General features: G+C 28.4%; 23 protein-coding genes, 1 tRNA gene and 1 pseudogene. 9 read left to right on the top strand and 16 right to left on the bottom strand.

Annotated elements, in window-relative coordinates; all coding sequences use genetic code 11:
- The 5 genes from Q0J90_RS04280 to Q0J90_RS04260 form a co-directional block, all read right to left on the bottom strand.
- Positions 1-773 (bottom strand): FAD/NAD(P)-binding oxidoreductase (locus Q0J90_RS04280; RefSeq protein ID WP_297276728.1); only part of this gene is annotated, 773 nt, incomplete at its 3' end.
- A 60-nt stretch (positions 774-833) separates the two neighbouring features.
- Positions 834-2,273 carry an NAD(P)/FAD-dependent oxidoreductase gene (locus Q0J90_RS04275; RefSeq protein WP_297276727.1) on the bottom strand — a complete coding sequence of 480 codons (1,440 nt, stop codon included), beginning with the start codon at positions 2,271-2,273 and terminating at the stop codon, positions 834-836.
- Between the two features lie 18 nt (positions 2,274-2,291).
- Complete coding sequence (glpK, locus tag Q0J90_RS04270; protein WP_297276726.1) at positions 2,292-3,776, bottom strand: glycerol kinase GlpK; 1,485 nt, start codon at positions 3,774-3,776, stop codon at positions 2,292-2,294.
- 23 nt (positions 3,777-3,799) lie between these two features.
- On the bottom strand, positions 3,800-4,543 hold the full coding sequence (locus Q0J90_RS04265; protein ID WP_297276725.1) for an MIP/aquaporin family protein: 744 nt from the start codon (positions 4,541-4,543) through the stop codon (positions 3,800-3,802).
- A gap of 41 nt (positions 4,544-4,584) precedes the next feature.
- Complete coding sequence (locus Q0J90_RS04260; RefSeq protein ID WP_297276724.1) at positions 4,585-5,082, bottom strand: ferritin family protein; 498 nt, start codon at positions 5,080-5,082, stop codon at positions 4,585-4,587.
- Positions 5,083-5,247: 165 nt separating this feature from the next.
- Between Q0J90_RS04260 and Q0J90_RS04255 the strand changes: the two genes are divergently transcribed.
- Complete coding sequence (locus tag Q0J90_RS04255) at positions 5,248-5,514, top strand: hypothetical protein (protein WP_297276723.1); 267 nt, start codon at positions 5,248-5,250, stop codon at positions 5,512-5,514.
- On the opposite strand, the gene Q0J90_RS04250 is transcribed toward Q0J90_RS04255, so the two are convergent.
- The 8 genes and pseudogenes from Q0J90_RS04250 to Q0J90_RS04215 all read right to left on the bottom strand — a co-directional run bounded on the left by Q0J90_RS04250 (position 5,515) and on the right by Q0J90_RS04215 (position 14,464).
- Positions 5,515-6,579, bottom strand: coding sequence for a cell surface protein (locus Q0J90_RS04250; RefSeq protein ID WP_297276722.1), 1,065 nt, complete (start codon positions 6,577-6,579; stop codon positions 5,515-5,517).
- 163 nt (positions 6,580-6,742) lie between these two features.
- Complete coding sequence (locus tag Q0J90_RS04245) at positions 6,743-7,087, bottom strand: hypothetical protein (protein ID WP_367173837.1); 345 nt, start codon at positions 7,085-7,087, stop codon at positions 6,743-6,745.
- Positions 7,088-7,386: 299 nt separating this feature from the next.
- Positions 7,387-8,610 carry a cell surface protein gene (locus Q0J90_RS04240; RefSeq protein ID WP_297276721.1) on the bottom strand — a complete coding sequence of 408 codons (1,224 nt, stop codon included), beginning with the start codon at positions 8,608-8,610 and terminating at the stop codon, positions 7,387-7,389.
- Positions 8,611-8,687: 77 nt separating this feature from the next.
- A complete protein-coding gene (locus Q0J90_RS04235) occupies positions 8,688-9,845 on the bottom strand; it encodes a cell surface protein (RefSeq protein WP_297276720.1) in 1,158 nt (385 codons plus the stop codon).
- A gap of 668 nt (positions 9,846-10,513) precedes the next feature.
- Entirely contained in the window at positions 10,514-11,416 is a 903-nt protein-coding gene (locus tag Q0J90_RS04230; protein WP_297276719.1) for an Rpn family recombination-promoting nuclease/putative transposase, read from the bottom strand.
- Between the two features lie 48 nt (positions 11,417-11,464).
- Positions 11,465-12,277, bottom strand: a pseudogene (locus tag Q0J90_RS04225) (hypothetical protein).
- 91 nt (positions 12,278-12,368) lie between these two features.
- Positions 12,369-13,265 (bottom strand): Rpn family recombination-promoting nuclease/putative transposase, encoded by an 897-nt coding sequence (locus Q0J90_RS04220; protein ID WP_297276718.1) that lies wholly within the window; start codon positions 13,263-13,265, stop codon positions 12,369-12,371.
- An 89-nt stretch (positions 13,266-13,354) separates the two neighbouring features.
- Positions 13,355-14,464: an AAA family ATPase gene (locus Q0J90_RS04215; protein WP_297276717.1), complete on the bottom strand. Its 1,110-nt coding sequence runs from the start codon at positions 14,462-14,464 to the stop codon at positions 13,355-13,357.
- Between the two features lie 162 nt (positions 14,465-14,626).
- Here Q0J90_RS04215 and Q0J90_RS04210 point away from each other — a divergent pair, with 162 nt between their 5' ends.
- From Q0J90_RS04210 to Q0J90_RS04185, 6 genes are all read left to right on the top strand, one after another.
- Complete coding sequence (locus Q0J90_RS04210) at positions 14,627-15,013, top strand: hypothetical protein (RefSeq protein ID WP_297276716.1); 387 nt, start codon at positions 14,627-14,629, stop codon at positions 15,011-15,013.
- 78 nt (positions 15,014-15,091) lie between these two features.
- Positions 15,092-15,166: transfer RNA gene (locus Q0J90_RS04205), tRNA-Asp, on the top strand.
- A gap of 31 nt (positions 15,167-15,197) precedes the next feature.
- A complete protein-coding gene (rpsT, locus tag Q0J90_RS04200; RefSeq protein WP_297276715.1) occupies positions 15,198-15,461 on the top strand; it encodes a 30S ribosomal protein S20 in 264 nt (87 codons plus the stop codon).
- A gap of 223 nt (positions 15,462-15,684) precedes the next feature.
- Entirely contained in the window at positions 15,685-15,813 is a 129-nt protein-coding gene (locus Q0J90_RS04195) for a hypothetical protein (protein ID WP_297276714.1), read from the top strand.
- 94 nt (positions 15,814-15,907) lie between these two features.
- Positions 15,908-16,342: a PepSY-like domain-containing protein gene (locus Q0J90_RS04190; protein ID WP_297276713.1), complete on the top strand. Its 435-nt coding sequence runs from the start codon at positions 15,908-15,910 to the stop codon at positions 16,340-16,342.
- A gap of 35 nt (positions 16,343-16,377) precedes the next feature.
- The gene (locus Q0J90_RS04185) at positions 16,378-16,848 is read left to right on the top strand and encodes a PepSY-like domain-containing protein (RefSeq protein WP_297276730.1); all 471 of its coding nucleotides are present in this window, start codon (positions 16,378-16,380) and stop codon (positions 16,846-16,848) included.
- A 2-nt stretch (positions 16,849-16,850) separates the two neighbouring features.
- Here Q0J90_RS04185 and Q0J90_RS04180 read toward each other — a convergent pair whose 3' ends face one another.
- Positions 16,851-17,840 (bottom strand): tetratricopeptide repeat protein, encoded by a 990-nt coding sequence (locus Q0J90_RS04180; protein ID WP_297276712.1) that lies wholly within the window; start codon positions 17,838-17,840, stop codon positions 16,851-16,853.
- Between the two features lie 239 nt (positions 17,841-18,079).
- Between Q0J90_RS04180 and Q0J90_RS04175 the strand changes: the two genes are divergently transcribed.
- Together Q0J90_RS04175 and Q0J90_RS04170 are read left to right on the top strand one after the other, a co-directional pair.
- Positions 18,080-19,420 (top strand): CoA-disulfide reductase, encoded by a 1,341-nt coding sequence (locus tag Q0J90_RS04175; RefSeq protein ID WP_297276711.1) that lies wholly within the window; start codon positions 18,080-18,082, stop codon positions 19,418-19,420.
- A gap of 147 nt (positions 19,421-19,567) precedes the next feature.
- Entirely contained in the window at positions 19,568-21,184 is a 1,617-nt protein-coding gene (locus Q0J90_RS04170) for a hypothetical protein (protein ID WP_297276710.1), read from the top strand.
- A 180-nt stretch (positions 21,185-21,364) separates the two neighbouring features.
- Here the strand turns inward: Q0J90_RS04170 and Q0J90_RS04165 are convergent, their stop codons facing one another.
- Positions 21,365-22,021 (bottom strand): flavin reductase, encoded by a 657-nt coding sequence (locus tag Q0J90_RS04165; RefSeq protein ID WP_297276709.1) that lies wholly within the window; start codon positions 22,019-22,021, stop codon positions 21,365-21,367.
- Positions 22,022-22,282: 261 nt separating this feature from the next.
- Positions 22,283-22,450: an alanine:cation symporter family protein gene (locus Q0J90_RS04160; protein WP_297276729.1), complete on the bottom strand. Its 168-nt coding sequence runs from the start codon at positions 22,448-22,450 to the stop codon at positions 22,283-22,285.
- Positions 22,451-22,461: the final 11 nt, after the last annotated feature.

Raw genomic sequence — 22,461 nt, 5'->3', positions numbered from 1 at the left:
ACAGATAAAAGCAAAGTATCGCAGGAATAATATTCTTCAGTACCTTTAATAGGCTTCATATTCTCATCAACTTTAGCTATTGTAACACCTTCAAGTCTGTCTTTTCCTTTAATATCTATTACTGTATGACTAAGCTTAAGAGGTATTCCAAAATCATCCAAACATTGGACTATATTTCTTTTAAGCCCTCCGGAGAAAGGAAGTATCTCAGCTACTACCTTAACTTTAGCACCTTCAAAAGTCATTCTCCTAGCCATAATAAGCCCTATATCGCCGGAACCAAGTATAACAACTTCTTTGCCTGGCATATATCCTTCAATATTAACTAAATGCTGAGCAGCACCGGCAGAAAATATACCTGCAGGTCTGAATCCTGGTATATTCAAAGCACCCCTTGAACGTTCACGGCATCCCATAGCAAGTATTACAGCTTTAGCATTGATTTGAATTACACCTTCTTCTTTGTTTATATAAGTAATTTTTTTTGTCTTGTCATTATTAAGCCCAATATCCAAAACCATAGTATTAAGTTTATAATTTATATTTAAATCAATAACTTTCTCTATGAATCTATAAGCATATTCAGGACCTGTAAGCTCTTCTCCGAATCTATGAAGCCCGAAACCATTATGTATGCATTGATTGAGTATGCCTCCAAGCACATTATCCCGTTCAATCATAAGTAAATTATCTATTCCATTTTCTTTGGCAGAAACGGAAGCTGCAAGTCCGGCAGGTCCTCCGCCTATAACAACAACATCATAACATTGCATTTTTACTCCTTAAATCAAAACAAATAATTCATATTGTTTTTAATTTAATAAACTTGTAAATTACAAAGTTTCTTTATCATATCCGATAACTATTTCAGAACCTTTTCCGCATTTAGTAATAGTTAAAGGAGAAACATTTAATTCACGGGCTAAAATCTCTATAATTTTAGGAGAACAGAATCCCCCCTGACATCTTCCAAGTCCTGCTCTTACTCTTCTTTTTACTCCGTCAATAGATTTAGCTCCTATCGGACTTTTTATAGCCTCTAATATTTCGCCTTCTGTTACCTTTTCGCATCTGCAAATTATATGCCCGTATAAAGGATTTTCTTTTATAAGTTTATTTTTCTCTTCATTAGAAAGTTTATTAAAATGCGTTATTCCTTTTCTTTTTTCTATAAAGTTTTCTTTTTTCTCAAAATTTCCTTTTTTACTTACAATATCAGCAACCATTAAACCGACTGCAGGAGAGGATGCAAGCCCCGGAGATTCTATTCCGGCACAATCAAAAAATCCTTCGCAGTCTTCAAGCTCTTTAATAATAAATTCATGATTATCCTCATGAGGACGAAGCCCGCAGAATGAAGTAATAACTTTATTATAAGGAATATTTTTAACTGTCATTTTGGATTTTTCTATAATCTGAGCAAGTCCTTCAGCAGTTGTATTTAGTCCCTCTTTATCTTCTATATCAATGGCAGTAGGTCCGAGCATTATGTTTCCATGAGCTGTAGGTGTAACCAATATACCTTTACCCAATTTTGTAGGAAGTGCAAATATTGTTGAAGTTACTAAATTATCAACCTCATTATCAAGCAGAATATAATCTCCTCTTCTTGGGGTAATATGTATTTTATTTGCACTCATCATATTATGAAACTTATCAGCATAAACTCCGGCAGCATTAACTATATATTTAGCTTTTATAATACCGTTATTAGTTTCTGCTTCAAAAGTTCCGTCAGAGAGTTTTTTTATATTTATAACTTCAGTATAGAATTTAAACTCAACTCCGTTAGCATGGGCATTTTCAGCATAGGCAATATTTAATATAAAAGGATCAACTATTCCTCCGGTAGATGCATATAAAGCAGCACATACATTATCATTTAAATTAGGCTCTCTTTTATGAACCTCTTCTCTGTTCAATATTTGAAGCCCATCAACTCCATTTTTAATTCCTCTTTCATATATAGCCTGCAAATTAGGCATATCCTCTTCATTAGTACAAACTACCAAAGAACCATTTTGTCTGAAAGGCACATCAAGATCTTCTGCTATTTTAGGCATCATTTTATTACCTAAAACATTTAACTTAGCCATAAGAGAACCATTGGCAGCATCAAAACCAGCATGAACTATTCCGCTATTGGATTTTGAAGTACCGGAACAAACATCTTCCCCTCTCTCAACAACACATATACTAGCTTTATATCTTGAAAGCTCGCGTGCTGATGAAGTCCCTGATACTCCTGCTCCTATAATCAATATATCATACATATATATTCCTTATTTAAATTATATAGCCCATCCTCTTGATCTTTCAACCGCTTTTTTCCAGCCCATATATTTTTTATTTCTCTCCTCCTCAGAAATGGAAGGAGTAAACTCTCTCTCTAATTTCCATCTGTTTGCAATTTCATCTTTATCTTTCCAAAAACCTACAGCAAGTCCTGCTAAATAAGCAGCACCCAAAGCAGTAGTTTCTGTAATTTGAGGACGAAGAACTTTAGTATTAATAATATCAGCTTGAAACTGCATTAAAAAATTATCTCTGCATGCTCCGCCATCAACTTTTAATGAACCAAGTTTAACTCCGCTGTCTGCTACCATAGCATCAATAACATCTTTACTTTGATAAGCTATAGCCTCTTCTGCTGCTCTTATAATATGACTTCTATTAACACCTCTGGTAATACCTACCAAACATCCCCTCGCATACATATCCCAATAAGGAGCACCAAGCCCAACAAATGCAGGTACTAAATAAACTCCGTTAGTATCTTTTACTTTAGTAGCAAAATATTCTGTATCTTTAGCATCATGAAGAAGTCTCAATTCATCGCGTACCCATTGTATAACAGCACCTGCTATGAATACAGAACCTTCTAAAGCATATTCAATTTTTCCTTTATATCCAATACCTATAGTAGTTATAAGTCCGTTCTTACTTAATATAAAATTCTCCCCTACATTCATAAGAATGAAGCTTCCTGTACCGTAAGTATTTTTTGTATCTCCCTTATTGAATCCAGCCTGTCCGAATAATGCAGACTGCTGATCTCCTGCTATGCCTGATATAGGAACTTCTTTTCCGTTAATATTAGCATATCCGTAAACACATGAAGAATCTTTTACCTCAGGAAGCATGCTCATAGGTATATCTAATTCTTTTAAAATATTCTCATCCCATTTTAATTCTTTAATATTATAAATCATAGTCCTTGATGCATTAGTATAATCTGTAACATGCACCTTTCCGCCTGTAAGCTTCCATACAAGCCAAGTATCTATTGTACCGAAAAGTAATTCGCCTTTATTAGCTTTCTCTCTGGCACCAGGAACATTATCAAGTATCCATTTTATTTTAGTACCTGAAAAATAAGCATCAACTACCAAACCTGTATTTTCTCTTATATATGTATCAAGTCCTTTTTTCTTAAGTTCATCGCATATAGGAGCTGTTCTTCGGCATTGCCAAACTATGGCATTATAAATAGGCTCTCCTGTGTTTTTATCCCAAACAACAGTAGTTTCCCTTTGATTTGTAATCCCAATAGCAGCTATCTCTTCCGGCTTAACTCCGGCAATTTGTATAGCCTCTTGTAAAACCCCGAACTGAGTAGCCCAAATCTCTGCAGCATTATGCTCAACCCATCCTTCATTAGGATAAATTTGAGTAAATTCTTTCTGAGCAACAGACACCATATTCTGATCATAATCAAATACTATAGCTCTGCTGCTTGTTGTACCTTGATCTATTGCAACTACATATTTTGCCATAATTAAACTCATTAATTTATATACTAATTTTTACCTGCTAATGCCTTGCCTATAGTGAAATCATAAACAATAGCACCTAAAACACCTCCGACTATAGGTCCTATAACAGGAACTAACCATACATTAGAACCATCTGTAAGTCCGTTATTTTGAAATCCTACAGCAACTGCAAAAAGTCTAGGTCCTAAATCACGTGCCGGATTAACAGCATATCCATGCATGAAGCCGAAAGATGCTCCTATAGCAACTATTATAAGTCCTACTATTATAGGTCCTAAATTAGCACCGGCAGGAGTATTATTTGAATCTCCTGTAGCAAGAATTAAAAATACTAAAATAAATGTTCCTACAACTTGGTCTATAAATCCATACCAAAAACCCGGAACAGATGGAAATGTAGCAAATACTCCAGTTGTACTAGAAAGTGTAGGATCAACTTCCATCCATTTACCATAATAAACAGCAAATACTACAGCAGCACCTATAAAACATCCTATCATTTGCGCCAATATATAATACCATACCTTTGACCATGGAAATTTGCTTGTAACAGCTAAACCTAATGTAACAGCAGGATTCAAATGTGCACCGCTTATTTTTCCAGATACATATATACCAAAAGTAACAGCAAGTCCCCAAGCTATATGTATATCAACAGGTGCCCCAGTATTTCCAATATTAACTGATGCAACTACTCCGCATCCGAACATTATTAAAAACATTGATCCCATTAGTTCTGCTAAAAACTCGGCTCTTTTTCTATACATTGATACCTCCATAAATAATAATTTTTTAATATATGTGTTTATTAATTTATTCCTCCAACTCTATACTGCTCACAAACAGGGCATTTCTTAGGAGCTTTAGCTTCATTATGTACATATCCGCATTTACCGCATTGCCATCTGTTTAAACTTTCTATATTGTTACCTAAATATTTTTCAAACATTTTTTTATGCTCTTCTTCTATTTTGGCAACATGCTCAAAAAGAATTGCTATATCATTAAAGCCTTCTTCTCTAGCTGTTTTTGCAAAATTTAAATACATATCAGTAGCTTCGTATGTTTCACTAGCTATAGCATCTTTTAAATTCTCATCTTTTGAAAATATACCATGATAGCGTTCAAACCATAATTTACCATGTTCCTGTTCGTTTCTAGCAGCCTTCTCAAATACCAATGCCAAATTCTCCATTCCGTCTTCTCTTGCCTTTTCAGCATAATATGCATATTTACATCTAGCTATAGCCTCACCTATAAAAGCAGTTTTCAAATTTTCATTAGTTTGTGATTTCTTTAAATCCATATTTTCTCCTTCATAATAAATTATAAAAAACTTTGCTGCATATATATAATATATAATAATAAAAATCTTTTTCAAATTAAAAAATAATACACTAAATATATAATTTTTGAAAAAAATTTCATTATAGTATAATATTATCCTAATTAAATTTTATCGGATTTTTATATGAATAATAATAATAAATCAAAAAGCTATTTTAATACAGCAAAGGAAAAAGAAGAACTAGGATTATATGAAGAAGCATTGGAATATTATAAAAAATCTATAGAAGAAGATGACAGCAATATAGAAGCATATTTCGGTTTTAATCTAATGAAATCCTATATATCAATGCTTGAAGCAGAAAATACAGATGATGACGATAAGATAGATAATAAATCAGCAGACATACTCAATGCATTAAATCATTTTATAAATATAGATAAGGATTAATTATTCTGCATTACTAAATGAAGGCAAGTACCAAGTTATACCGGTAGTAGTTTCAAAATATACCGGAATTGAATCAACATTGCCATTAACATCCATTTCAAAATACCATTCCAAATCTTCAGCAGGTGTTATATACATTTCAGTATAAGCACCCCATGTTAAATAATATTCAGGCAATTCAGTTTTAAAACCTGTTTCTGCTATTTTATATCCTAAAGACGGTTCTACATATAAAGAAACTATATCACTATTAGCCGATAAAGATAAAACAGCTGTTACTTCTATATCATAGATATCATAATCATATCTTAATGAAAGATCTTTATAATTCATAACACTGCTTGACAGAACATGAGATGAACTAATAGGTTTTCCTTCGCTTCCTAATGCCGTATTATATTGAACTTTGATAAAAGGATTTATATTAACATCATTGATATAACTATTTAAGAAATACATTCTAAATTCAAAACCCAAAGACTGTGCTAAAAACATATTTTCATACGAATTTCTTCCATAATTAATATACAATCTTAAAGCATTAATAGAGTCTATTCCTGTATAATATCTTATTTGAGTTGAAGTGCTTATACCTGTATAAGTTCCGAACCTATCTGTATTAACAATAGTATCAGAAACAGCTATCTGCAAAGGTATTGCTATTCTTAAATTATTATCTAAAGCATTAATTGTCAATACGGGGGTATGCACCTGTAAATTATTATTTATATATGTAAAATTATAACCTAAGCCTATACCAAATATTGAAGAAGTATATCCTATACCTGCTGAAACAGTAGGTGTAAAATAATGACTTACTGTAAGTTTATCTCCGCTAACAGCACCATTTATTATGCTTCCTAAAGTACCTTCATCAGTTCTAAAACCAAAAGTACCTTTAATAGTTTCATCACCCAAAACAAAACCTAATTGATCCATTCTAGCCCTGAATTGATTAGCATCTGTAAGAAAATCTATCCAATCATCTCCATTGCCGTACATGCCGAATATATAAGAATTAAATATGAATAATAAACTAATTAATGATAATATAAAATTCTTCATTTTTGTTTTACCTAACAACAAAAATATATCTCTTTAATATTATATCAAGAAAAAATTTTTATTGAATATATTTATTTGATTTTTTTTAATAAATTGAAATATTTTTATGCAAATAAAAAGGAGGACTTTTACATCCTCCCTAATTTTCATTTTAATTATTTAATTACTGAGCAGTATCTCCGCCTAATGAAGGTAAGTACCAAGTTATACCAGTAGTAGTTTCAAAGTATACTGGAGCTAAATCAACGTTAGCTACTTTATCTTTTCCAGTAACATTACCGTTAACATCCATCTCGAAGTACCATTCTAAGTCTTTAACTGGAGTTATGTACATTTCAGCATAAGCACCCCATGTTAAAGCATGGTCAATACTTTCAGCACCTGCAGTTTCTTTTGAATAAGCATATTTATAACCTAAAGAAGGTTCAAAGTATAAAGAAACTATATCGCTGCTAGCTGCTAAAGATAATACTGGTTTGATAATGTAAAATATTAAAATAAATATCATAATTACATATTAATAATTGATAAGTTCATAAATATTTCAAATTATGTAAAGAATGTTAAATTTATTTAGACTAAATAATAATGTTTTTTAGTTATATAAAATTATTTTTTAGCAGAGAAAATTTAATATTAATCTATTATAAAAATATCAAAAAGAATAATAAAATACAATTTTTCACATAAAAAAGAGTATATTATAAATATATACTCTTTTTAAATATAATTAAATATTAATAAATACATAAAAAAGGAGGCCGTAAAAGCCCCCCTAGTTATATATATTCTAAGTTAAATCTCTAATTATTGAGCAGCAGTATCTCCGCCGAATGAAGGCAAGTACCAAGTTATACCAGTAGTAGTTTCAAAATATACTGGAGGTGTGCTGCCGTTAGCTGAAGCAACTGTATTATTATTATTGATATCCATTTCGAAGTACCATTCTAAGTCTTCAACAGGAGTTACATACATTTCAGCATAAGCACCCCAAGCTAAATTATGAGTGATTTTCTGCTTCATACCTGCATTAGCTTCTTCTACAGTGATAGCATTTCCGCTTATTCTATAACCTAAAGAAGGTTCAAAGTATAAAGAAACTATATCGCTGCTAGCTGCTAAAGATAATACAGGAGTAATAGTTACCTGATATGGACTAGATTTATAAATATCTGATTGTTTTTTGCTGCCGTCTATACCAACATTTCCATCATATACTCCATTAACAACCTGACCAGCTGGGTATTTATAACTATCTAACATATAGAAATCATCAAGTCTTGTTCCTTTTAAAGCTGTAGAGTATTGAACTTTAAGGAATGGATTAACAGTTACATCTCCAACAGTAGTTTTCAAGAAGTATAATCTTAATTGTAAAGCTAATGCTTCTGAAACAAGTTTTTGAGTTGCTCCATTAACAGGTGCTTCATGAGTAGTGTTTCTATAAGAAGCATAGAATCTTACTTCATTGAAAGCATCTATTCCAGTAGTATATCTTAATTCAAGATTATTAAATCCTATACCTGTAAATTTAACTTTACTAATATTTGGATCAACCATACTATCACCAAATGGATCATTTGGTCTTGCATCATCAGTTATAGCTATTTCTATAGGAACTGCAATTTTTAAGTTATTATTCAAAGCATTGAACATTAATACTGGAGTATGAATATAAAGATGAGGATCAACATAAGTGAAGTTATATCCTACACCTATACCGAACATATCAGAAGTGTATCCTATACCTGCTGAAACAGTAGGTGTAAAATAATGGGTTGTTGTAAGTTTGTCTCCGCTAACAGCACCGCTTATTATATTGCCTAAAGCACCTTTATCAGTTCTGAAACCAAAAGTACCTTTAATTGTACCATTTCCTAAAGTGAATCCTAATTGATCCATTCTTGCTCTTAACTGGTTTCCGTCAGTAAGGAACCCAATCCAGTCATCTCCGTCCATACCGTACATACCAAATACAGTAGTACTAGCTACGGTCAATATAGCCATAGCTGTCAATAAAACCTTTTTCATTTTTTTCTCCTATTTTTTTATCAAATTGAAGGAGTTTTTTAACCCCTTTAATTACATATTTCTATATTAATCACTAATTATTGAGCAGCAGTATCTCCGCCTAATGAAGGCAAGTACCAAGTTATACCAGTAGTAGTTTCAAAATATACTGGAGTACCGCTATTTCCATAAGTAACATCAGTATTATTAATATCCATCTCAAAGTACCATTCTAAGTCTTTAACAGGAGTTACATATAATTCAGCATAAGCTCCCCAAGCTAAATTATGAGTTAATTTCTGCTTCATACCTGCATTAGCTTCTGCTACAGTGATAGCATTTCCATTTATTTGATATCCTAAAGAAGGTTCAAAGTATAAAGAAACTATATCGCTTGAAGCTGCTAAAGATAATACTGGTTTAATAGTAACTTGATAAGGGCTGTATTTATAAACATCTGATTGTTTTTCATCAGAAGCTATTCCGCTAAACTCAGTACTATAAATTGAGTCTCTTGTCATTGTGTAATCATACATTAAATTGCCTTTTAAAGCTGTATGATATTCAACTCTTAAGAATGGATTAACTGTAACGTTTCCAATTTGAGTTCTTAAGAAGTATAATCTTACCTGCATACCGAATGCTTCTGATATAGTTTTTTCACTAAGAGCACCTGCATAAGCGTTTTCATGAGAAGTATTTCTATAATTGAAATATACTCTGATTTCATTGAAAGCATCTATTCCAGTAGTATATCTTAATTCCATTTGATTGAAGCTTATACCTGTAAATTTATTGTTATTAACTCCATTAAATTTATCAGTTACAGCTACTTCTACAGGAACTGCGATTTTTAAGTTATTATTTAAAGCATTGAACATTAATACTGGAGTGTGAATATAAAGATTAGGATCCATATAAGTGAAGTTATACCCTACGCCTATACCGAACATATCAGAAGTGTATCCTATACCTGCTGAAACAGTAGGTGTAAAATAATGTCTTACTGTAAGTTTATCTCCGCTAACAGTACCGCTTATTATGTTGCCTAAAGTACCTTTATCATTTCTGAAACCTAAAGTACCTTTAATTGTACCGTTGCCTAAAACAAATCCTAATTGATCCATTCTAGCTCTTAACTGGTTTCCATGAGTAAGGAATCCAATCCAGTCATCACCGTCTACACCGTACATACCAAAAACTGATGTACCAGCTAAGGTTAATATAGCCATAGCTGTCAATAAAACTTTTTTCATTTTTTTTCTCCTAAATTTTTTATATGTTATACCATAATTGGTTATAACTTCTAAAATATTTATTGGAAACAATGAAGAAAGGATATCCTCATTGTTTCCGGCATTTCGTTAGAACCTTTAATTTTGATTCTAACAGACTATAAAAATCAGTGAGAATAATAAGATTTAGAGGATCTTTATTCTCTGCAAAGTTACGCATAACTTTGACAATATGTATTGTTGGAATAATAAGGATTTAGAGGATCTTTATAGTTCCTAACAGTTGGCAAAACAAACATTATACGCAATCTTTCATAATGTTTAAGCATTAGTTTTACCGTCTGTTTTTATTCTAATAAATTTATATAAAAAAGTCAACATAGTAAATAAAAAAATTACAGTATCCCATATAAAATAATATGTAAAAATCGATTTTAGTAATAATTTTCATCTTTTTATAAATATAATCTTAAAAGAACTATTATAATACAAATTGTTAGATATTTATAACAATAACATTGTAACCTTTTAATTTTTATCATCTATAAAAAACTTATTCGTCTATAATCTCATGTCATTCTTGCGAATGCCAGGAACTCATAAGTTTTTTATTTGTATTTCTCTAAATATCATCAGTTATTAGTTTTCATTTACCTCATTAGCAATTTCTGTTTCTCTTATAAATACAATTATAACTGCTCAATTTCTTCTATATCCAAACCTGTATTTTCGCTAATTATTTTTATATCTATACCGGATTTTTTTAAATTCCTAGCTATATATATTTGCTGTTCTTTTTTACCCTCTTCTATACCTTTTTCTATCCCTTTTTCTATACCTATTTTAAAACCTTCTTCAACACCTAATCTTCTCTCTTCTTCAAGCATTATCTGATTGCCGTACAAATATGCTTGCCTTTTGTCATATTCATTCATCATAAGTCTGTCTTTTATAAAATTATTATATCTTCTCTGTACTTCTTCCATTATAGGTTTTTCCTTTACTAAATCAGACATAATTTCCTCCCTATTATCTTTCATTGTAAAAAATTTCAGCCAGCAATTTAAATCTGGTTTTAACAAATTATATTGAAATTTTTTAAGCTCTATTATATGTATTTGAAGATGATCTGTTAATAATCTTTGACTAATAGTATCATAAATCATATAACAAGAATGAATATTATCTGAGTCATCTAAATTAAAATTAAGCAAATTTATACTAATAACAGGAGTTAAAGCATCATACTTTTCACCCTGTTTTAAAAGCTTGCTGTAATTAGAAGCCCAGTAATATAATATTCTTTCTGGAAACCTAGAATTACCTTGTAATTGTATCTCTATTATAACAACTGAACCATTTTGAGTTATACATTTAACATCAACTATAGTTTCTTTATCTTCATAGTTATCTTTATAATTGAAAGGTGTAAGTATTTCTACACTTCTAAAAGTCTTCATACCAGAGTCAAGCATTATCGAATTAATAAAATCCAGCAATATTGCCTCACTGCCTTTATCAGAAAAAAGGTATCTTACAAAATAATCATTTAATCTATTAAAATATTTTATATCTTTAAAGCCATTATCCATATAAACATTATAATAAAAATAACATAAATTGTCAAAATTATATTGTTTTTAATTATTTCCAATTTTTATCTGTGAACCATGCACAAAGCCATGAATTGCATCTTTTCCATCTTTAGCATTCGGAGGCATATAATATACTTCATACCAACCTTTATCATCTATTTCATAATAATAATAATTATCAATAGCTAATAAAATCCATCCATTATTAATCATATCGTTTTTCAAAATCTTTCCTATTACTTTTCCATTTGCTTTATCTCTTATATTCACATAATTGTCTTTAGAATTATATTGAAGTTCGCTGTAATAAACATTTCCTGCATTATAATTATCTTTACTAAAATACTCTGTTTCTACATCACCTAAAGCCTTAAAACCTACAATATCACCGTAAGCCTCTCTTCCTGCTTCACCTTCACAAAAAATAGAATAGTTTCTTATTGTTACCTCCGTCCTTACAGCAGTAGCACCTAAAAATCTTTTATTTAAAGGTTCTGGTAATTTTACTTTAATATTTTTTAATAAAACACCGAAGTCTGATCTTTCAAATTCTTTATAATCATCTATATTATAGGAATATGCACCAACTAGACTAAATAAAAAAGCAAATCAATATTATTATCAGGATAAAATCTTAAAGCACTATAATATAGTATCAATATCAGAATTATCAGATCTTTCAAGAATTCCTGTTAATGTAATCTCTCCATCAAAACAAACCATACCATAATCTTTTACATCATAAGCTTGCATTGTATTTTTTGTCACTTTACCATTATCGCTTAAAAGTTCAGAAAAATACGCTTCACTAGGAGGAAATGCCCATAAAAAATTAATGCTTAAAAGAAATAAAATAATTTTTTTTCATATACTTTCCTTAAATTACATAATTTTTTAGTTTTATCATAATAAAAAATTGTTTGTTAATATAATATGCTCTTGAAAATGTTCATAATTTTTCTATTTCCTCAATGCTTAATCCTGTTAATTCTATAATAAGATTTAAATCCATATTTCTATTTTTCATATTCTTAGCCATTGATATTTGATTTTCTTTTATACCTTCAGCAATTCCTTCTTTTTTAGCTTTTTTTAAATCTAATTCTATACTTCTATCAAAAAAATAGGCATCTACTTCACGTTTCTTATATTTATCCATTACAGGACTGTCATTAACAAAAATTTTGCATTTTTTTTCTACTTCTTCAAAGATAGTATTTTCTTTTATTAAAGATGACATATCTTCTCCTTTAAAAAATTTTACCCAAGAAATAAATCCTTTATGTAATTCTTCTATCTCAGAAATATCTTTTAAATTAAATTTAGGAAGTTCAATAAAGTGAAGCTGGCAATGATCTGTAAGAATTTTGTTATTATTTAATTCTTTTAGGAGATAGCAGCTATGTACTTTATGTTCATCAGTTAAAACAAAATTCGTAATATTGATACTGACTGCAGGCTTTAATTCATCGTAAAAAGAACCTCTATTTAAACTAGAACTATAATTATAAGCCCAATAATATAAAGCTCTTTTTATAAAATCCTCATTTCCTCTGGATTGAATTTCTATTAATACAATTATTCCTGTTTCTGTTGTAGCCTTGATGTCTACTATAGACTCTTTTTCATCATAATTTTCTGCTATATTAAATGGATTTAATATTTCAATTTTATTAAAAGTAGTAAAATTCAAATCTTTAAACACTGAATTAATAAAATTTAAAGCAATATTTTCATTACCTGTATGAGAAAATAAATATCTAATAAAATAATCATTAATCCTATTTAAATTATTAATAGTAATAGGCTCATTTAATATCTGCTTTAACTTTTCCAAATCTTTCATAATTTAATTATAATAAAAATAACATAAATTGTCAAAATCATTATAACAATTGAATTTAATTAATAGGACTTATGAATCCTTATTCATTATTACTTTATTAAATTCCTGCTTTCATAATATTCTTTCCAGCGTTTACCTAATTTCTCTGCTTTTATTTTTACAGAATTATTAAAATAATTTTTTAATTTAGGCAAATCATCTTTATTTTCTTTAGCAACACTTCCTATTAAATTTTCAACCAAAGTATCCATCTTAATTTTCTTATCCCCATAGTAATAAGAATGAAGTGCAGACTGATAATAAACCGAAACAGCCTCAGCGGTACTCATAATAGAATTTAACTCCTGTATCTTGGCATTCTCAAAGCTCGTTCCGCTTCTCAATTCACTAAAAGTAACAGCAAGAACATCAACAACATCATCTTCTACATTTATATCAATATCAGCAAGTTCAAAAAGTGTTTTGCACTGATTTGTTATTATTTCACTTTCAAGTTTAGGATTTTTTATAGGCTCTACCGTCTCAAAATTAAATCTTCTTTTTAAGGCACTGCTCATTTCATTTATACCTTTATCTCTTGTATTGGCAGTAGCTATTATATTAAAACCAGCCTTAGCAAATAATACTTTATTCTGTTCCGGTATATTTAAAATTTTATCGCTTAATATACTTATTAAAGAGTCCTGTATTTCAAGCGGACATCTTGTAATCTCTTCAAATCTTGTAATAATACCATTATTCATACCTGTATAAACCGGAGACGGTATTAATGCCTCTTCCACAGGGCCTTTTGCAAAAAGCATAGCATAATTCCAAGAATATTTGATATTATCTTCATTAGTACCTGCTGTTCCTTGTATGGTAACGGTACTGTTTCCGCTTATAGCTGCTGATAATAATTCGCTTAGCATAGTTTTTGCTGTACCTGGTTCTCCTACAAGCATTAATCCTCTGTTTCCTGCTATGGTTATTATGGCACGCTCTACAAGGGCATCGTCCCCGTAAAATTTTCTTTTTATAATTGTTCCGTCTTTAAGTTTCTTGCCTAAAATAAAATCTCTTACAGCCTGAGGAGAAAGCTGCCAATTCTTGGGTTTGCTGTTTTTATCTTCTTTTTTTAATGCTTCTAATTCTTCCTTATAAAGCTCTTCCATTAATGGTTTTTGATGCAAATTTTCTTCTTTATTAGTTTTAGACATTTTTTTCCCTTTGAGATTTTATATTTTGTGCAATTATATATTATATATCTTATGCTTGCAAATATAGAATTATAATAAATATCAAAAAAGAACTATATATTGTTTTACTTTCAGAAAATCAATTTAATATATTAAAACAAAATAATTTTAGGATTAATTATAATGGGATATGCTATACTTCCTCCTGAATATATAAACAAAGCAAAAAATGATTATCATATATTTGAATCTACAATACATACAAATAAAAAAGATAAAACTTTATATATAAAAATTAAAGATTATAATGATGTTAATAACTCATTATGCGGTAATTTAAATGAAATAGAGGATCAGTTCTTCGATTTCTCTCAATACAGCATAAATATAAATTCCGATGACTGTATAAAAATTAACACATACCAGTATTATAAAAATAATAACAATATTTACTATATAGATAATATAGATTGTTTGAAAATATTAGTTCTGATTTTAAATGCCAATATATGTGAAAACTGCATATCAAGTCTCTATAACTATTATAAAGATTATGATGATGAGTATTAATAAATTTAATATTTTTTTATTTTAGGTATTGACAAAAAAATCAATTAGTATATAATATAAAGCATCCTTAACTATTTTGGAGTTGTAGCTCAGTTTGGTTAGAGCGCCTGCCTGTCACGCAGGAGGCCGCGGGTTCGAGCCCCGTCAACTCCGCTTTTTTATTTTAAAATAATGGAGTACATTAATGCCTAATATAGCTTCCGCATCTAAAAGATTAAGACAGAATTCTGTAAGAAATTTATATAATAGAAAAATTAAAAGTTTTTTAAATACTCAAAAAAAGAAAGTTATTAAATCCATAGAAAGTAATGATAAATCTTCAGCTATGGAAGAATATAAAAAATATGCCAGTGCTTTAGATAAAGCAGCTAGAAAATCTGTTATTCATTCTAATAGAGCCAGTGCTAAAAAATCTGACATTATGAAAAAAATTAATGCTATGAATTAAAAAATATTTTATTTTAGTATAGAATTTTAGCCCCATATATTCGATATATAAAGAGTATATGGGGCTTTTTTATAACCACTTTACTAGCACATAAAATCAAACATATAAAAAAATAATTGAATTTATCGTAAGTTTTATTACATTTTGTAATATGAAACTATGATTAAATACTATTTATTAGCATGTAATGGTATATTAAAATATATTATTAAAGGAGATTGTAATGAGTATAAAATTACTAAACAAAACCAATAATATATTATTAAACGATGAAGAAGAATATAAATCTTTAATTGATGAATATAACGATGTTAAAAAAGATTATGAATCAGAAACAGAAATAGAAAAATAAATATATATTTTTTGTAAAATTGTGTAAATAAAATTTGACAAAATTAACTATTTCTATTATACTCCTTAATATAATGATATAAAAAGGAGCATTTATGAAAAATATTCTTTTATTTTGCGGTATTATTATATTATCATTATCTCAATTAGTATTTGCAGAAAAAAAGATAATAGACATCGACAAACTTCCTAAGGACATTAAAGAGTTTCTTGGTTATTATTTTTATGGAAATGAAATATATTTAGCAGAAAGAGAGAAAACAGGAGATTATATAGTAAGTCTAAACAACGGAATAGAAATAAAATTTAAATGGACAGGAGACTGGCTATATATAAATGGCAATAATAATAAAATAACTCATAATGTACTGCCAAAAAATGTAATAGATACTATAATTAGATTATATCCTCAAAGTGCAATATTAAATACATCTTTCAATGATAATAGATATGACATTGAATTAGATAATAATATGAAGCTGTATATAGAAAAAAATGGTAAATTAATAGGAAGAAAATACGAATATTAATAATGACATATTTTTTATTTTATTATAGCATTTAAATATTGTTTATGAAAAAAATTATTATAACATTGCTGGTAAGTTCATTATTATATTCTCAGTCCATGACTGAAAATTCACTTCCATTAAAAGCTAGAAATTTCATTAATATGAATTTTCCAGGAAATAATATTGAAACTGTAAGTTTATATCAGGGAACAGGCGGATATGAAGTAAATATAGATTTAGGTTATAAATTTATTTTCTATGAAACAGGACTTTGGAAAAAAATAAGCATTATAAGTGAAAATGATGAAAATACAAAAAATGGAATTCCAAGAAGCTGCATACATAAATCTATGGTTAATGTTATAGATAATGAATACCCTGCTTCAAAAATAACAGATATAGAAAGAAAAGATAAAAATTTCATAATAGTATTAGACAATAAATATAAAATAGAAATAAGCGGATATGGTATTATTATAAGTAAAGAAAATCTAGAAGAAAATAATAATAACAATACAAATTAAAATTATTTGGACTTTTCAAGAGCTTCCCTAGATTTATCAATATATCCTAAAGCCATATAAACATCTGATAAAGAAGCATAAACTTCCTTATTAGAATCATCTATATTTAGGCATTTTTCAAGAATATAAAGAGCATTATCATAAAGTCCTGCAAAATAATATGATAATCCTAAAAAATTATAAGAATCTACATGCTTATCATTAATACTTATAGATTTAGTCAAATATTCAATAGCATTAATATAATCTTTAGACTTATAAGATAAAGCCCCTAAATAATGATAAATTAAATAATCAGAATCATTCATTTCTAATGATTTATTAAGAAAAATTAAAGAATTATCAAAATCATCAGATAGAAAATAACAAACAGCAAGATTTAAATAAACAGAATAGTTATTATTTTCAATCTCTAATACTTTATTAAAAAATTCAATAGCCTTTTTATAATCTCCTTTTTCCTTATATGAAAGCCCAAGCCAATTAATACTGTCATAATCATATTTATTAAGTTCAACAGACCTTTCAAAAGATTCTATAGCTTCATCAAGCCTATTTAAATTATATAATGCTATACCCAAAGTACGCCAATTAAGATATTCCCTAGGTGCTATCATAAAGGATTTATTTAGCACATTAACAGCCTCCTCATATCTTCCAACCTCTATATAGCAATTTCCAAGCCAATTTAAGCTAATGTAATCATTATTCTCAAGTTCATAAGCATGCTCCAAATGAACTATAGCATTATAATAACTTTTTATTTTTGTATATGATATGCCAATAAGTCTCCATATAGAATAATCATTGCTGTTAATAAGAAGAGCCTTTTTAAAAATTTCAACAGCATCTCTATGTTTTCCAAGCTGAGTATAAAAAATACCAAAATCTACCATAGCTTTAACATTATTAGGCTCTTTTTCGCATATATCCTTATAATAAAGTATCATATTATTGACTTTACTTTCTAAATTATCATCAGTATTTTCCATAGTATTTTATTTATTCCTTTTTAATTAATTTATATTTTTAATATATTAAAAGTTACTATTTTTTCAACTTATTAATTTTTTAATGGCAAATTAAAAATTATATTATAAAATAGTATTTTTTATAACACTATTGATTTTTAACTGCAAATTTATATTATTAAAATAAATTAATTGACAAATAATTAAGCAATTATTATACTATACTACATATAGGTATATAAAAGCAAGGAGTTTCTTAGATGAAAAAAATTATAATAATAGGAGGCGTTGCGGCAGGAATGAGTGCTGCTGCTAAAGCAAGAAGATTAGATAAAGAAGCAGTTATTACTGTTTATGAAAAAACTGATATTGTATCTTGGGGAGCTTGCGGAATGCCTTATTATGTCGGAGGATTTTATGATAATCCTAATACCATGATAGCAAGAACTGCAGAGGCAACTATAAAATCAGGAATAGATTTGAAAGTTAATCATGAAGTTTTAAAAATAGATGCTAAAAATAAAAAAGTATTGGTTAAGGATATAGAAAATAATAATGAGTTTGAGGATAATTATGATTCTTTATTAATAGCTACAGGGGCAAAATCCATAATACCTAATATACCAAACATCAATATAGGAAATGTATCTACTTTAAAAGATTATCAAGATGCTATAAATATGAAAGAAAAAATGAAAGATGCTAATATAAAAAATGTTATAGTGCTTGGAGCTGGTTTTATAGCTATAGAGGCTGCTCATGCTTTAAAACATATAGGTAAAAATGTTACTATAATACAGCGTTCTGACAGAGTATTTGGAAACAAATTCGATAAAGAGTTCTCTGATATGGTAATAGAGCATATAAAAGAACATGTTGATTTGCATCTTAATGAAAAAGTAATGTCTTTGGAAGCTGATGATAAAAATAATGTAAAGGCAGTTGTAACAGATAAAGGAAAATATGATGCTGATTATGTTGTTGTTGCAATAGGAGTTAAGCCTAATAATGATTTGGCAAAAGAAGCAGGAATAGAACTTATGGAAAATGGTGCTATACTTGTAGACAGAGAGGGAAAAACAAGTATTGATTCTATATATGCTGCTGGTGATTGTGCTAGTATATATGACAGAGTTTTGGACTCTCAAAATTATGCTGCTCTTGCAACTGGTGCTAATAAATTAGGAAGAATGGTTGCAAGTAATTTAGTAGGAGGACATGAAAAATTCATAGGAAGTTTAACTAGTGCTTGTATACTTGCATTTGAACTTGAAGCAGCACGCACAGGCATAACTGAAGAAGAAGCTAAAAAAAGAAATATTAACTATAAATCAGTTACTATAAAAGACATTGATCATACGCATTATTATCCGGATTATCAGGATTTGCATATAAAATTAATATATTTATCAGACAGCAGAAAAATTATAGGCGGACAAATATTAGGAAAAAGAGGTGCTGTATTAAGAGCGGATGTAATAGCAGCATGCATACATGCAGGATTAACAGTTGATGAATTGGGTATGCTTGATTTATGCTATGCTCCTCCTTTTGCAAGAACTTGGGATTCTTTAAATGTTGCTGGAAATGCAGCAAAATAAATAATTTAAGCAAGTATGAAGTTTATTTAATGCTTTATACTTGCTTTTTTATAGTTTTTGTACATTTGCGCCTACCAAAATTTTATTTAAAAAATCATAAATTTTTAAAAATTGAAAAAAACATTTATTAATTGTAAAATAAGAATTATGAAAGAATACAACTCTAAAAAAAGATATTTAGGCGAATTTTATACACCATTAATATTTGCTGAAAAATCTTTAAAATATATATATGATGCAATTGATAAAAAAGAATTGGAAAATGGCAATTACAGAATATGGGATATGTCATGCGGAACAGGAAATTTAGAGTATTATATAAATAAAAAATATCATAAATATTTATATATGTCCACTATAAATGATGATGATATAGAATACTGCAGAAACAATTTTAAAGATGCATGCCTATTTCAATATGATTATTTAAATGATGATATTGATGATAAATCTTTTAATTATAATAAGCTGCCTGAAAAATTACAAAAAGATTTGAAGAATAAAAATATAAAATGGTTAATATTCATTAATCCGCCTTATGCTACAAGCCAGGTTGCAGGCACAAACTCAAAAAGTAAAAGAAATGTTAGTTTCAGCAAAATAAGATATATTATGCATGATGAAAAATTAGGAGAGGCATCAAGAGAATTATATGCACAGTTTATGTTTAGAATAAATCAGGAGTTTATAAATAATGATAATGTTATTCTTGCAATATTTTCTAAAACTAACTATATAAAATACAATAATAATGAAAAATTTAGAAATAAAGTATGCAATTATAAATTTATATCAGGCTTTATATTCTCATCTTCAAATTTTGACAATACATCAAAAACAACTCCATTTCCAGTAAGTTTTATAATATGGAAGATAAATAGCAAATATAATATAAGAAATGAAAATATAATATTAGATGTTTCAGATGATGAAGGCAATATTATAGATAAAAAAAATTACAGTGTAGTTGATAGAAATAATCTGCTTAATAAATGGATAAAAAGAGTAAGAACTTCACATACATTTGTGCCTTTATCTTCTGCTATTAAAGTAAAAACAAGCGGACATGATATAAGAGATAAGGTATGCGAAGGTTTTATAGGTTCTCTTATGAGCTGCGGAAGCGATTTACAAAAGCAAAATCTAACAGCAATATTTTCAGCACCTCAGGCATCGGCCGGATCATTATCAATAACTAGTGAAAATTTTGAAAAAGCCATGATTATACATGCAGTAAGAAGAGTTTTAAAGGTTACTTGGCTTAATGGAAGCGATCAGTTTTGTATTCCTAAAAAGGAACTTGATAAAAATTTCATTCTTGACTGCGTTGTATGGAGCTTATTTTCTACTTCAAATCAAAGCTCTTCTATGGACAATATTTTTTATAAAGACAAATATTATAAAATAATTAATCAATTCTATCCATTTGATTATAAGGAAGTATACTCTAACTGTAAATTATTCAAGTATAACAATGAAAAAAGATATGCGTATCAATATTTAGAGGAAAATAGAAAATATATTTCAAAAGAAAGTTTTGAATTAATTGAAATAGGAAAAAAGCTTTATAAGTTTTTTTATTCAAATATAGAAAAAATTGACAGAGAAAAATTTAAAATATCTTTATGGGATACCGGATTTTGGCAGATAAGAAAATCTTTACAAAATTCAAAATTAGCATCTGATATATTAAAAAGATTAAAAGATAAAAGAGAAAATCTTAAAAACAGAATATTAGAAAAAACGGATAATTTTATTTCTTAAATATTAATTATAGATTTATATTCTTCTATCAATAACCTGTAATCTTCTTCATTAAGAAATGAGTTATTTATAATTTTTATCATCATCGATATTTCCTTTATAATTCATACAGTGCATATATTCTTCTGTATATGCACTGCTATAAAAATTGGGGTAAAAATTAGTTTGATTTATTTATTATTATGAGACTTTTTCAAAATTACTTTTAGGCTCTCCGCATATAGGACATACCCAATCTTTAGGTAAATCTTCAAAAGGAACAGAACCTTTATATTCAAATCCGCAAGTCTTACATTTATAAACTGCTTTTGCGGCAGTAGTTTCCTCTTCTTTTTTATAAGCATTAGCTGTAGAAGCATTTGCAGGAGTATTGCCCTTTATTACATTATGATAATAAGCATAAGTCATAGAAGGAGTATCATTATCAAATATATCTGCATCTAAAAGTTCGCCTATAAATATAGTATGTGTATGTACGTCAAGACTATCAATTACCTTACAAATCAAATAAGCATTAGCTGCTTTTATTATAGGAAGTCCATTTTTCATTTCATAATTAACACTTTCAAATTTATTATTATCTCTAGAACTTCTAAATCCAAAACTGCCTATCAATGTAGCATCGCTTTTTTCTGATAGTATAGAAAGAGCGAATTGACCGCTTTTCTTTATACATTCATTAGTATAATTATTTTTATTAACACTAATCATTATAGTTGTAGGAGTAGCTGTAATTTGAGTAGATGTGTTAATAGTACATCCTACAGGCTTATCTCCATCCATAGCAGTTAAAATATACATTCCATAAGAAAGTTTAGTTAAAGCAAAAGTATTCATAAAACAGCCTCTTATTAATAATAATTACTAATTATATATTTATATTAATAAAAAGTCAATACCATATAATCTTTTTATATAAAAAAACCCTGCCTAAATTAATAGACAGGGAATAATATTTCAATTTTATGCGGATACTTATAAATATTTAGTGAGTTTCTATTACCAATAAATAGAGTTAAAAGACCTATTTTTATTAGAAATATATCTAATAATCAAAGCAAGCTATAATTCTAACATCCGCAAACAAAACTTTTATAATTAATCTTTCATTCTTATAGAATTAGGATCTTTCATATAATCTCTAGTAAGCTGAGCAACTTTAGGAGATAATATTAGAAGACCTATCAAGTTAGGCAAAGCCATTAAACCATTTAATGTATCAGCTATAGCCCATATTAATTCTAATTGGCTTACAGCACCAATCAAACCAACTACTA

The organism is uncultured Brachyspira sp. (assembly GCF_944390595.1).
Taxonomy (GTDB): domain Bacteria; phylum Spirochaetota; class Brachyspiria; order Brachyspirales; family Brachyspiraceae; genus Brachyspira.
The sequence above is the reverse complement of the archived record's forward strand: the minus strand, read 5'-3'. Positions and strand labels throughout refer to the sequence as shown.